At 60.2% G+C, this 12,477-nt stretch carries 11 protein-coding genes; all 11 read left to right on the top strand.

Translation table 11 applies throughout. The annotated features are described in order from the left end of the window. Nucleotides 1-11: 11 nt before the first annotated feature. Nucleotides 12-1,085, top strand: a complete 1,074-nt coding sequence (locus JZX88_RS25050) for an ABC transporter substrate-binding protein (RefSeq protein WP_206915090.1) — start codon at nucleotides 12-14, stop codon at nucleotides 1,083-1,085. 20 nt (nucleotides 1,086-1,105) lie between these two features. After that, entirely contained in the window at nucleotides 1,106-2,161 is a 1,056-nt protein-coding gene (locus JZX88_RS25045) for an ABC transporter ATP-binding protein (RefSeq protein ID WP_206915089.1), read from the top strand. After that, nucleotides 2,161-3,036, top strand: coding sequence for an ABC transporter permease (locus JZX88_RS25040; protein ID WP_206915088.1), 876 nt, complete (start codon nucleotides 2,161-2,163; stop codon nucleotides 3,034-3,036). Before JZX88_RS25045 ends, JZX88_RS25040 begins: the two co-directional genes overlap by 1 nt. Before the next feature lie 9 nt (nucleotides 3,037-3,045). Continuing rightward, the gene (locus tag JZX88_RS25035) at nucleotides 3,046-3,834 is read left to right on the top strand and encodes an ABC transporter permease (RefSeq protein ID WP_206915087.1); all 789 of its coding nucleotides are present in this window, start codon (nucleotides 3,046-3,048) and stop codon (nucleotides 3,832-3,834) included. 1 nt (nucleotide 3,835) lies between these two features. Continuing rightward, nucleotides 3,836-5,338, top strand: a complete 1,503-nt coding sequence (locus JZX88_RS25030) for a carboxylesterase/lipase family protein (RefSeq protein WP_206915086.1) — start codon at nucleotides 3,836-3,838, stop codon at nucleotides 5,336-5,338. Between the two features lie 65 nt (nucleotides 5,339-5,403). Then, nucleotides 5,404-6,351, top strand: coding sequence for a LysR family transcriptional regulator (locus tag JZX88_RS25025; RefSeq protein ID WP_206915085.1), 948 nt, complete (start codon nucleotides 5,404-5,406; stop codon nucleotides 6,349-6,351). Between the two features lie 672 nt (nucleotides 6,352-7,023). Continuing rightward, nucleotides 7,024-7,740, top strand: coding sequence for a GntR family transcriptional regulator (locus JZX88_RS25020; protein WP_110760487.1), 717 nt, complete (start codon nucleotides 7,024-7,026; stop codon nucleotides 7,738-7,740). Next, on the top strand, nucleotides 7,737-8,651 hold the full coding sequence (locus tag JZX88_RS25015) for a dihydrodipicolinate synthase family protein (protein WP_206915084.1): 915 nt from the start codon (nucleotides 7,737-7,739) through the stop codon (nucleotides 8,649-8,651). Before JZX88_RS25020 ends, JZX88_RS25015 begins: the two co-directional genes overlap by 4 nt. Beyond that, entirely contained in the window at nucleotides 8,644-10,161 is a 1,518-nt protein-coding gene (locus tag JZX88_RS25010) for an aldehyde dehydrogenase (protein ID WP_206915083.1), read from the top strand. Before JZX88_RS25015 ends, JZX88_RS25010 begins: the two co-directional genes overlap by 8 nt. Further along, on the top strand, nucleotides 10,158-11,504 hold the full coding sequence (locus tag JZX88_RS25005) for an FAD-binding oxidoreductase (protein ID WP_174032518.1): 1,347 nt from the start codon (nucleotides 10,158-10,160) through the stop codon (nucleotides 11,502-11,504). The genes JZX88_RS25010 and JZX88_RS25005 overlap by 4 nt, the downstream gene beginning before the upstream one ends. Nucleotides 11,505-11,582: 78 nt before the next feature. After that, a complete protein-coding gene (locus tag JZX88_RS25000; protein WP_065116628.1) occupies nucleotides 11,583-12,434 on the top strand; it encodes a glycine betaine ABC transporter substrate-binding protein in 852 nt (283 codons plus the stop codon). Nucleotides 12,435-12,477: the final 43 nt, after the last annotated feature.

Genomic DNA, 12,477 nt, shown 5'->3' with positions numbered 1-12,477 from the left:
AGGCAACTGAAATGAAAAATGCTCATCAGCGCCGCAAGGCCGCTCTCGTCGTCGGCATCGTTGCCGCCGGGATCGCATCGCTCTCGGGCACCGTCTTCGCGCAGGATGCGACGAAGGGCACCGTCAACATCGTCGGCTTCTCCGGCGTCTTTGCCGATAACTACCAGAAATTCATCATCGACGCCTTCAAGGCCAAACATCCGGGCATCGAGGTGAATTATCAGCAGAGCAAGAATTCGGCCGAAACGCTGGCGCTTCTCACCCTTCAGCGCGCCGAGCCCAAGGTCGATGTCGCCCTGATCGACGTTTCGGTGGCGATCAAGGCGAACAAGGAAGAGCTGTTCACCAAGCTTGATCCCGCCAGGGTGCCGAACCTTGCCGAACAGCCGGAATGGGCGCGCATCGACGGCGACCGCGCCATCGCGTTTTCACAGGACAATCTCGCCATCCTCTATAATACCGAGGCGGTGAAGGAGCCGCCGACCAGCTGGGCCGATCTCGCCGATCCGAAATACAAGGGCAAGATCGCCGCCAAGCTTTCCGATACGCGTGGTGTCATTCTCCTGCCGATCCTCACCAAGCTGAAGGGCGGCGACTACAAGGCCTCCATCGATCCGGGCATCGATTTCCTGAAGGAGATTGCCCCGAGCGTCTCGACCTTCGAACCCGCGCCGGATTGTTATGCGGTGGTGCAGAGCGGCGAAGTCGATCTTTCCATCTGCTGGAACGGCCGCGCGCAATATCTGCACGACACGCAGGGCGGCAAGATCGGGATCGCCCTGCCGAAGGAAGGCTCCATCGGCCAGACGAACACGATCGGTCTGGTCGAAGGTTCCGCCAACAAGGAGGTCGCTGAACTCTTCGTCAATTACGCGCTGAGCGCCGAGGCGCAGGTGACATTCGCCGAAAAGAGCTTCTATGGTCCGGTCAACGGCAAGGTTGCGCTCAGCGAACCCGTTGCCGCCCGCATCTATGGCAGCAAGGAAGCCCAGGCCGCGCAGTCTTCACTCGACTGGAGCTTCGTGGCGGACAAATATTCGGCGTGGATACAGCGGATCAACCGCGAGGTCATCGCGGCGAATTGAGACAGGAAGCAGAGGACGCCATGGCCGATCATCATGTCGAGATCGACAATCTCGTGAAGACCTATCCGGGCGCCCTCAAGCCCTCCGTGGATCACGTCAGCCTTTCCCTGCCGCGCGGGGAAATGCTGGCGCTGCTGGGGCCTTCCGGCTGCGGCAAGACGACGATCCTGCGCATGATCGCCGGCCTCATTCCCGTAACCTCGGGTGAAATCCGGCTGGATGGCCGCGATATTTCCGCAACCCCGGTGCACAGGCGCAATATGGGCATGGTCTTTCAGGCCTATGCCCTGTTCCCGCATATGAATGTCGCCGAAAATATCGCCTTCGGGCTGGAAATGCGCGGCGTTCCAAAGTCGGAGCGCAAGGAGCGGGTGGCGAAGGCGCTCGATCTGGTCAAGCTTTCCGGCTTCGGCGAAAGGCGCGTCTCCCAGCTTTCCGGTGGCCAGCAGCAGCGGGCGGCGATTGCCCGCTCGCTTGTCATCGAACCCGCTCTGCTGCTGTTCGATGAGCCGCTTTCCAATCTCGATGCCAAGCTGCGCGATGAAATGCGCGATGAAATCCGCGATATCCAGAACCGCACCGGTGTCACCAGCATTTTCGTCACCCATGATCAGGATGAGGCCCTTTCGATGGCCGACCGTCTCGCCGTCATGTCCGAAGGCCGGCTGGAGCAGATCGGCACGCCGCGCGAGATTTTCGACCGGCCGAAAACCGATTTCGTCGCTTCCTTCATCGGCGCCGGCTCGTTCCTTACGGGCACCGTGGTTGCGCCGGGCCGTGCGGAGATTCCCGGTCTCGGCTTCCTGCATTTCTCGGGCGCTGTCCCGGTCGGCCAGAAAGCGCGGTTTCTGGTTCGTCCGCATCGCTTTCTCCTTGGCGATGGCGTCAATGCTTTCTCCGGCATTGTCGAGCACGTCACCTATCGCGGGCAGATGCTGACGCTCGGCGTGCGCGCCGGCGATCATCGCCTTCAGGCCGACCTGCCCACCCATGCCGCCACTCTGCCGGCAAAGGGCGAGCGCGTGACGCTTTCCGTTGCGCCCGAGGATGTGACGCTGATCGGGGAGGCGGCCTGATGGCGGCGGCAAGCCATGCTTCCGGCGGCGGCACGTCGTATCGCGGCGTTTTGCTTCTCCTGCTTCTGCCCGGCCTCATCGCACTGCTGACGACGTTTCTGTTGCCGCTTATCTGGCTGGTGCGCGCGTCCTTCGCATCCTCGTCCATGGCCGCCCTTCGCGGCGGCGACTGGACGCTCGAATCCTACAGAACCGTGCTGTTCGACCCGTTTTACTGGAAGATCGCCTGGAACACGCTTTATCTCGGGGTGAATGTCGCCATTTTCGCGGTCGTTCTTTCCTATCCCATCGCGCTTTTCCTCGCCCGCACCCAAAGCCGCTGGCGCGGGGTGCTGACAGCGCTTGCCGTCGCGCCGCTTCTCACCTCCTCGGTGGTGCGTACCTATGGCTGGATGGTCATTCTGGGGGATCGGGGCGTCATCAACACGGCGCTGCAATCCTCCGGGCTGACGGACGGTGTCATACGGCTCACCAATAATTATTTCGGCGCGACCGTCGCGCTGATCGAAATCCTGATGCCTTATGCGATCCTTGCGATGCTGAGCGGTTTCGGCCGGCTGAACACGCAGCTGGAGGAAGCCGCCGCCATGCTGGGTGCGAACCGCCTGCGCGTGTTCACCCGCATCGTGCTGCCGCTTTCGCTGCCCGGCGTTCTCACCGCAGCGCTTCTCGTTTTCGTGTTGGCAATTTCCTCCTTCGTCACGCCGCGCCTGATGGGCGGCGGCCGCGTCTTCGTCATCGGTACGGAGGTTTATAACGAAGCGACGGTGACGCTGAACTGGCCGCTGGCGGCTGCACTTTCGGTGCTGCTGCTCGTGCTGTTCGGCAGCGTGATCGTGATTTATCAGCGCGCCATGCGCGCGCTTGAGACGTGAGGCCGGGCCATGGACACAAAATTCGGACGCCTCGCCCACGCGCTTCTGCTGACACTGCTTTACCTGTTTCTTCTGGCGCCGATCATCGTCGTCCTGATCATTTCCTTCGATACGCGGCAATATCTGGCGTTTCCGCCGGAGAGCCTGTCCTTCGGCTCCTATGCCAAGGTTTTCGCCAATGCCAAATTCATCTCCGCCTTCTGGCGCAGCCTCGGCATCGGCCTGCTTGTCGGTTTCGTCTCGATCTTTGCGGGGCTGCTTCTGTCGCTGGCGCTCTCGCGGCACGAATTCCGCGGCAAGGGCGCGATCAATTTCCTCATCCTCGCACCCTTCCTCGTGCCGCATATCGTGCTCGCCGTCGGCGTGATGCTGGTGCTTGGACCGCTTGGCCTGCTGGACAGCTATACCGGCATTTTCCTCGCGCATCTCGGCATCACCACGCCCTATACGGTGCGCACCATCACCATGAGCCTGATGGCGGTGGATCGCCGTGTCGAGGAGGCGGCGCGCGTTCACGGCGCATCGCCCGCCATGGTGCTGTGGCGCATCACCCTGCCGCTGGTCCGGCCCGGCCTCATCGCCGGTGCCGTTATCGCCTTCCTGATTTCTTTCGACGAAGCGACGATCTCGCTTTTCATCGTCTCGGTCAAATCCTCGACGCTGCCGACGGAAATCTACCATTATCTGGAATATTCCACCGATCCGCAGATTGCCGCTCTCTCCGTCATCCTCATCCTGATTTCGGTTGTGGTGGTGGTGGCGGTCGAGCGGCTGATCGGGTTGCGCAAGGTGCTGTGACATGACGATGGTGAAAGTGGCAGCCGGTATATTGCGGGGCAGTCTGGAAAACGGAATTCACGCCTTTCTCGGTGTGCCCTATGCCGCGCCCGTCACGTCCGAACGCCGCTTCGAAGCGCCGCAGCCTGTGCCGCCATGGCAGGGCGCACGGGACGCGACCCGGCTTGGCCCCGTCTGTCCGCAAATTCCCACCTACGGCCCGGTGGGCACTGCCGCGACCTCGAAACTGGCCTTCGGCGAGGATTTCCTCACCGTCAATATCCGCACGCCCGATCCGGCGGGCAGGGCGCCGGTGCTGTTCTGGATCCATGGCGGCGGTTATGCGGTCGGTTCGGCCAATGAACCGGTGCTGCAGAGCGGCGCTTTCGCGGCCAGCGGCATTGTCGAGGTCACGGTCAATTACCGCCTGGGTGCGCTCGGTTTCCTTCATGTCGAAGGCAAGCCCGACAATCGCGGTCTGCTCGATCTTGTCGCAGCACTCGAATGGGTGCGCGACAATATTGCCGCCTTCGGAGGTGATCCTGATCGGGTGACGCTGGCGGGGCGCTCGGCTGGCGGCTTCGCGGTCGCGACGCTGATGGCCATGCCGCAAGCCCAGGGGCTTTTCCATCGGGCCATGCCGCAAAGCGGGGCAAGTACGGGGGTCGCCTGCATGGAGGATGCCGGGAAGCTGAGGCAGCGGTTTCTGGCGGTTGCCAATACCGGCGATGCCGCGCTTGAGGCCCTGCCCATGCACCGGCTGCTCGAAATCCAGCGCGATCTCTGCAACCAGTCCTATGAACAGCACGATTTTGCCCGAGACGGGGCGGCATCGATGCTCGGTGTGCCTTTTGTTCCGGTCATCGATGGCGTGAGCTTGCCGGAACATCCTGAAACCGCCGCGCAAATGGGGCGCACCGCCGCCGTGCCGATGATGATCGGCTGTACGACGGGGGAATATGTCACCCACGCGACAGCGCAGCCGGAGATGGATTTCGTGCTCTGTGCGGAGCTTCTGCATGAACGCGTGCTGCCCTGCGGTTTTAGCGGTTCCGGCATTGTCGAACGTTATCGCCGCATCCTGCCGAACCATAGTCCTCGCGGCATATGGCGGGCAGTGGCCGGCGATCTGGTCTTCCAGCTTCCAGCCATTCGTTTTGCCAAGCTGCATGCCCGTTTCAATCCTGTCTATAAATATCTCTACGGCTCGCTGGGTGCCGATGAACTGGGCGCGCCACACGGGGCGGAGGTTGGCCCGGTCTGGTATCGCGATGGCTTCGACTGCCGCGAGTTGCCTCAGCGTCAGCGGGTGGCGGACGCGGGTTTTGCAACAGCGATCCACGATCTGTGGGCCTCATTTATAAAGGATGAGCGGCCCGCCGCTCCGAATGGTGAGTGGCCGCTTTATCGTGCCGAAAAACCAATGCTTCTGCGAGCGGGTCCGGTGGGGTTTGGCGTTACTATCGACCCCTTTGACGGGCGTGAGGCGCTTTGGCTGGAGACCGGCGAACCGGCTGGCCATTGAGATCGCGGGCCGGTATAGCGCGTTGATGATACGGAAGAAGCACATGTCTCGGGGCGGAGTGGAAAATGGTATCTGACTATCTCGATACACGGCAGCTCGAAGCTTTCGTGGCCGTGGTTTCGATCGGTAGCATAACGGGAGCGGCAAAGGCGCTGGGCAAGTCTCAACCCGTCGTGACGCGTCTCATTCAGGACCTTGAAAGCGAAATCGGGTTTGCGCTGCTGCATCGCAATGGCCCCCGCATCAACCCCACCGAAAAGGGCGTGGCTTTTTTTGCCCAGGCGGAACTGTTCCTCGGGGGCCTTAGAACAATCAGCGAAAGCGCGAGGCGCATTCAGGCCGCGCGTCGCACAGCCATCGAGGTGGCAGCCATCCCGGCGATTGCATCCAGCCTTTTGCCAAGGGCGCTGGCCGCCTTGCCGGTTGACCGGTTTCCCGATCATGTGCATCTGCAAAGCATCTCCTCGGAAAATGTCGTTCAGGCCGTTATGGCGGGCACGGCGGATCTGGGCGCGGTCAGCCTTCCGCTCGATAATCCCGGCATCGATATCCACTGGCTGGGCGAAGTACCGTGTGTGGCCGTGGTGGCGCAGGATCATCCCCTGGCGCAAAAGGCGATGATTTCCGCGGAAGACCTTGCCGGGAACCGGCTTATCGCTTCAGCAAACCCCTTCCGCCTCCGCATGCGGATTAACAATGCACTCTCCAGTTTCGGCGTAGACCTTTCGTCCGTGATCGACAGCAACGCCACCTATGTTTCCCTCTCGCTGGCGCGCATGGGGATCGGTGTCGCAATAGTCGAATCGATCACCCTCTGGGGTCTGCCGGTGGAGGGTGTCCGCGTTCTGCCTCTCTCATTCCACATACCGTTCCAGTGGGGCCTCGTAACGGCGGCCGGCCGGCCGGTCATCTTCGAGGTGGAGCAACTGGTGGCCACAGCCAGACGAATGGCGGCAGATATTCCGCATGCGGTGGTGTACGACAAAATCTCACAGGTCCAATTGTTCGACTGAATTTTCTTGGATAATTGACGCGGCCGGTCGCGTGTGATGCCGAAGGAGCGTTGCTCCCAGATTCGGCGTTGATCAGAATATTTCCAAGACCGTATCTCGTACTGCGAGATCACCGGCAATGTCGCCTCGCCGATGTTGCTGGTCGCGACCCTCCCTTCCGCTCCGATCTGAATGGCAATGGTCAATTCCGGGCATGAGTCTCCCGACGTTGCGTTGAAACGCAGCCTTGCAAGACTACCTTCCCCAAAGTCGGGTCACTTTGGAACATGCATCTTTTGAATCCATGAAATGGATGGGAATTACAAATTGACTGCCAATGAGGCAGGCCATGAACGTGTTGGGCGTATGCGGCAGTGTAAAACAACTGTCTCGCACGGCACGCGTGGGTCTCGGATATCATGGCTTCGATCGAGAGGCGTGCAGACGTCGCCGTGGATACGATAGATCTGGCTGTAGCGGCACGATATCCCTTTGAGTACTGGCTGGAGAGGCCGTCACCGCATCTCTTTTTGATTGTTTTCAACGAGGTCCAGCCTCGGTCTTCGCTACGCCACTTTCAAAATGTATTTTTAAATTGCACCTAATGTGTACTTTAAGTACACAATCGCTTGACGTTCCGTTTTCCCCGTGCAATCTTCGCTTCATCAACATCAGGAAGCTCGGAGTTACGCGATGGCGAAGACCGTTAAGAGCAGTCTCTATGAGGATCTGAAGCGGCAGATTCTGACGATGGAGCTCGATCCGGACGCGGATCTCGATGAAGTGTCCCTGAGCGAACATTACGGCCTGTCCCGGACGCCGGTGCGTGACATTTTTCGTCGGCTGGCAGGCGAGGGATATATCGATATTCGTGAGAACCGGGGTGCGCGTGTCATCCCGATGAACCACACGACGCTTCGCAACTTCTTCCAGGTCGCGCCGATGATTTATGCCGCGATCGGGCGGTTGGCGGTGCAGAATTTCAAGCCGGTCCAGCTTGCCGACCTGAAGGAGACCCAGGAGCGGTTCCGCAAAGCCAGCGGCGACGAGGATGCGCTGGGCATGGTTCTGCAGAACAATCGCTTCCACGAGATTTTCGGCGAAATGTCTGCCAACGCCTATCTTCAGCCGAGCCTTGGCCGTCTTCTCATCGATCACGCGCGCATCGGTCACACATTCTTTCGGCCCCGGAACCAGGACATGAAACGGCGCCTGCAATTGGCGGTCGAACATCATGACAGTTTCATCGAGGCACTCAGCGCTCACGACGAGGATGCAGTCGTCGACCTCGTTTTCGAACATTGGGAGCTGTCGCGCGAGAACATGGAAATGTTCATCGCGCCGCAGGGGATCAAGGCCGATGCGGTTCTCGGTGGTCCGACCATGCAATCACTGGAGAAGTCATCGTGAAGTTTGAGGGGATTTACACGCCGGCGATAACGCCGCTCGACGAAAGTGGGCAGATCGACCGGAAAGCATTTGCCGCGGTTCTGGAATCGCTGATCGAAGCGGGCGTTCACGGCATCATTGTCGGCGGTTCCACCGGTGAATATTATGCCCAGACAAGTCAGGAGCGCTTCGAGCTTGCGGCCCACGCCAAGCAGGTCATCGGCGACCGGCTGCCTCTGATCATCGGGACCGGCGCGACGCGGACGGAAGATTCCGTTGAATATGCCAAGGCGGCCAAAGAGATCGGCGCCGATGCAATTCTGGTTTCGACCCCACCCTACGCGCTGCCGACCGAGCGCGAGAATGCGGTTCACGCACTTGCCGTCGACCGCGCCGCCAATCTGCCGATCATGCTTTACAATTATCCGGCACGCATGGGCGTGATGATGGGTGAGGAATATTTCTCGCGCGTCGGCAAGTCCCGGAATGTCGTCGCCATCAAGGAAAGCTCCGGCGAGATGGCGAACCTTCATCTGCTTGCCCGGAAGTTTCCGCATATCGCCCTGTCCTGCGGCTGGGACGATCAGGCGCTGGAATTCTTCGCGTGGGGCGCCAGAAGCTGGGTCTGCGCCGGCTCGAATTTCCTGCCGAAAGAACACGTCGCGCTCTATGAAGCCTGCGTCATCGAAAAGAATTTCGACAAGGGGCGCGCGATCATGACCGCAATGCTGCCGCTCATGGATTTCCTTGAATGTGGCAAATTCGTTCAGTCGATCAAGCATGGTTGCGAGATCATTGGCCTCAAGTCGGGGCCGGTTCGCGCCCCGCTGCGTCTGCTCAATTCCGAAGAAAAACGAACCCTAGAAACGGTTGTCGCCACGCTGAAGCGCACCGTCGGCCAGATCACGTCGGGAGCCAATCGTCATGCATGAACCGTTGACCGCCGCCGAATACAAGGCGATTGCCGCCGATCTCCAGTTTCCGACGGGCGCTTTTATCGATGGCGCATTCCGTCCGGCCAGTTCCGGCAAGACATTCAAGACCAAGAACCCGGCAAACGGCGAAACGCTTGCAAAGATTGCCGCATGCGACAGCACGGATGTCGATCTCGCGGTTCTCAAGGCACGCGATGCATTCGATGACGGTCGCTGGCGTCTGCAACATCCGGGCGAGCGCAAGACCGTGCTCCTCAGGCTCGCAAAGCTTATCGAAGAGAACCGCCACGAGCTGGCGGTCATGGAAAGTCTCGATAGCGGCAAGCCGGTGCGCGAGTGCCAGACGGTCGATATTCCCGACACCATTCATACGTTGCGCTGGCACGCCGAGCTGATCGACAAGCTCTACGACAACACTGCCCCTGTCGGCTCCAATGCGCTGACCATGATCATGCGTGAGCCGATCGGCGTCGTTGGATGTGTATTGCCATGGAACTTCCCGCTGCTGATGCTGGCCTGGAAGATCGGCCCGGCGCTGGCCGCCGGTTGTTCCGTCGTCGTCAAGCCGGCGGAGGACACGACTCTCACCACGCTTCGGGTTGCGGAACTCGCGCATGAGGCCGGAATTCCGGCCGGTGTTTTCAATGTCGTCACCGGCAGTGGCAAGGATGTGGGCGAACCTCTCGGCCTGCATATGGATGTCGACATGGTCGCTTTCACGGGCTCGACGCCGACTGGCCGTCGTTTCTTGCGTTATGCGGCCGATTCCAACCTCAAGAAGGTCGTTCTCGAATGTGGGGGCAAGAACCCGGCAGTCGTTCTCGATGATGCCGAGGACCTTGATCTGGTTGCCGAGCAGGTCGTCAACGGCGCCTTCTGGAACATGGGCGAAAATTGCTCGGCCACCTCGCGCCTGATCGTCCATTCGAAGGTCAAGGACGATCTTCTGAACAGGATCGGCGCTTATCTGCGGGAATGGAAAACGGGTGATCCGCTTGATCCGGAAAACCGCATCGGCGCGCTGGTCAACAAGGCGCATTTCGACAAGGTGACCTCGTTCCTTGAGGACGCCAGGGCGGAGAAACTGTCGGTCGTCCATGGCGGCGATACACAGAATGGCGCCTTTGTGGAGCCGACCGTTGTTGATGGCGTTACGCCGAAAAGCCGGCTGTTCCAGGAGGAAATTTTCGGGCCGATCCTGTCTGTGACGACGTTCAACACGCTGGCCGAGGCTGTCGCGCTCGCCAACGACACCAATTACGGACTGACGGCCTCGGTCTATACCGGCAGTCTGCGACACGCCATCAGGCTGTCGCGTGAAATCCGTGCCGGCGTCGTCACCGTCAACTGCTTCGGCGAAGGTGACGCCAGCACGCCATTTGGTGGCTACAAGGAATCCGGTTTCGGTGGTCGCGACAAGTCGATCTTCGCCCATGACAATTACTGCGAGCTGAAAACGATCTGGATCGATGTTTCCGAGCGCTCCGTGGACGAGACGGTCAGATGACAACAGGAACCGTGAGACGTCTTCCAGTCGAAAACGGCGTCTCCGGTTGGGAGGCGATCAGCCAGCGCCCTTTCCCGCTTAAAAAGCTTGAAAGCGCCGTATCGGCCGATTGGCTGGTGATCGGCGCGGGTTTCGCCGGCCTTTCGGCGGCCCGGCGTCTGCAGGCGCTTCGCCCCGGTGAAAAAATCGTGCTGGTGGATGCGGGTGAAATCGGCAAGGGCACGTCAGGCCGTAATTCCGGTTTCATGATCGATGTTCCGCATAATCTTTCCGCAAGCGAATATTCCAGCGGCGGAGCCGAAGCGACGCGGGTGGAGATGGCGCAGAACCGCTTTGCCATCGCTTTCGCGAAAGACGCGGCGCAGGACTATGGAATGTCGCGCGAGACTTTCGATCCGGCGGGCAAGACCAATGCGGCGGCCACCCGGCGCGGCATGAAGCTGAACGAGAATTTTGGCCAGTCGCTGAAGGCGGCCGGTGAGAAACACCTGTTTCTCGACGCACAGGAAATGCGGGAACTTACCGGGTCAAGCTATTATCTCGGCGGGCTCTATACGCCGGGAACAGTGCTGATCCAGCCCGCCGATTATGTGCGCCAGTTCGCCGCCGGCCTGGCGGACAAGATCGAGATTTTCGAACGGTCGCCGGTCACATCGCTCACACGGAAGGATGGACGTTGGACTGCTTCGTCTCCTGCCGGATCGGTCAGTGCCACAAAGGTTATTCTCGGCGTCAACGGACATATCGACGATTTCGGCCATTTCGGCGGCCGGCTGATGCATATCTTCGCCTATGCCTCGATGACGGCCGGTTTCCCCGCTGGTGCGTCCGGCTCTTCGGTTTCCGGCCGGGATCGCTGGGCGCTGCTTCCCGCAGACGCGATGGGAGCAACCATTCGCAAGATTACCACCAATGGCGTTTCGCGGATCGTCATCCGCACCAAGTACACCTACGAGACGAAGGTTGCCGTTGGCGAGCACCGGATGGCCAGGATGAAAGAGGAACATCGCCGTTCGCTCGATGCCCGTTTCCCGGAACTGGCGCAGATCGGTTTTGAGCATAGCTGGGCCGGGCGTCTCTGCCTCAGCCGCAACCATGCGCCCGCCTTCGGCGAGGTGGAGGAGGGGCTGTTCTCCGCCTGCTGCGAGAACGGTCTGGGGACGGTAAAAAGCACTCTGGCCGGCATCATGGCCGCCGATCTTGCGACCGGGACGACATCCCCGGAACTCAGCCGATACATGGATCACCCGCAGCCTTCGCGAATACCGCCCGAGCCATTTGCATGGCTGGGCATCAACGGCGTGATCCGATTGCAGGAATTGCGTGCAGGCCGCGAGGGGTGAACCTTCGCCGCGCAATAAGAGGCACGCGCCGGGCGCGGCTTCAATAAAGATGGGAACAAGAAACCAGGAGTAAGAGCGATGAAGACGATGTGGAAGGCGCTTTGCGCCGCCGCCATGATTGGAATGAGCATGCTTCCCGCCCGTGCGGAAGAAAAGACCATCAACATGGGCACGTTGTCCTGGGAGGATCTGACACCTATTACCGGTATCACCAAAAAGGTCCTTGAAGATTCCGGTTATACCGTCAAGGTCACCGAATTCTCCGAATGGGGCATCGCTTACGCCGCTCTTGCAAAGGGCGACATTCAGGTTCTGGCCTCGCAGACCGACTATGTGGCCCAGGATTACTGGAACAAGAACAAAAACCGCCTCGAGAAGATCTCGCCGGTTTCGCACGGTCTTTATCAGGGCATCGCGGTTCCGAAATACGTGCCGATCGACAGCCTCGAACAGCTCAATGAGAACAGCGACAAGTTCAGCGGCAAGATCATCGGTATCGAGCCGGGCTCCGGCCTGATGAAGGATGCGTCGAACGCCGTCAAGGATTACGGCATCAAGCTGCAATTGGTGGAAGGCAGCACCGCGGCCATGACGGCGGCACTGAAGTCGGCCTATGACCGCAAGGAATGGATCGCGGTGACGGTCTGGGAACCGTCATGGATGGTCCAGAAATATGAAGTGAAATATCTCAAGGATCCGAAGGGCGTCTTCCCGCCGCCGCAGGGTTATTACTGGATCGGCCAGAAGGGTTTCTCCGCCGATAATCCGCATGCCCGCGAAGTCATGGCCAGCGTCTACGTGCCGATCGCCGATATCACCGCGATCAATGGTGCGGTCAAGGACGGCAAGACGATGGACCAGGCCGTGCAGGACTGGATCGGCGCCCATGCCGACCTGATCAAGCGTTGGGAAAATATCAAGAAGAACTGATCGCGCGATGGCCGCCCGGCACCGGTCGGGCGGCTTTTGTCAA

The sequence above is a fragment of the Agrobacterium sp. OT33 genome, assembly GCF_017313365.1.
In the GTDB taxonomy this organism is placed as follows: Bacteria; Pseudomonadota; Alphaproteobacteria; order Rhizobiales; family Rhizobiaceae; genus Agrobacterium; species Agrobacterium rhizogenes_A.
This window is presented reverse-complemented; position numbering and strand designations above follow the sequence as displayed.

Bases quoted from the DNA above. Each gene is read 5' to 3' on its own strand.
- JZX88_RS25040 (WP_206915088.1), top strand. From the start codon at position 2,161: ATGGCGGCGGCAAGCCATGCTTCCGGCGGCGGCACGTCGTATCGCGGC.
- JZX88_RS25035 (WP_206915087.1), top strand. From the start codon at position 3,046: ATGGACACAAAATTCGGACGCCTCGCCCACGCGCTTCTGCTGACACTG.
- JZX88_RS25050 (WP_206915090.1), top strand. From the start codon at position 12: ATGAAAAATGCTCATCAGCGCCGCAAGGCCGCTCTCGTCGTCGGCATC.
- JZX88_RS25025 (WP_206915085.1), top strand. From the start codon at position 5,404: ATGGTATCTGACTATCTCGATACACGGCAGCTCGAAGCTTTCGTGGCC.
- JZX88_RS25010 (WP_206915083.1), top strand. From the start codon at position 8,644: ATGCATGAACCGTTGACCGCCGCCGAATACAAGGCGATTGCCGCCGAT.
- JZX88_RS25020 (WP_110760487.1), top strand. From the start codon at position 7,024: ATGGCGAAGACCGTTAAGAGCAGTCTCTATGAGGATCTGAAGCGGCAG.
- JZX88_RS25030 (WP_206915086.1), top strand. From the start codon at position 3,836: ATGACGATGGTGAAAGTGGCAGCCGGTATATTGCGGGGCAGTCTGGAA.
- JZX88_RS25000 (WP_065116628.1), top strand. From the start codon at position 11,583: ATGAAGACGATGTGGAAGGCGCTTTGCGCCGCCGCCATGATTGGAATG.
- JZX88_RS25045 (WP_206915089.1), top strand. From the start codon at position 1,106: ATGGCCGATCATCATGTCGAGATCGACAATCTCGTGAAGACCTATCCG.
- JZX88_RS25005 (WP_174032518.1), top strand. From the start codon at position 10,158: ATGACAACAGGAACCGTGAGACGTCTTCCAGTCGAAAACGGCGTCTCC.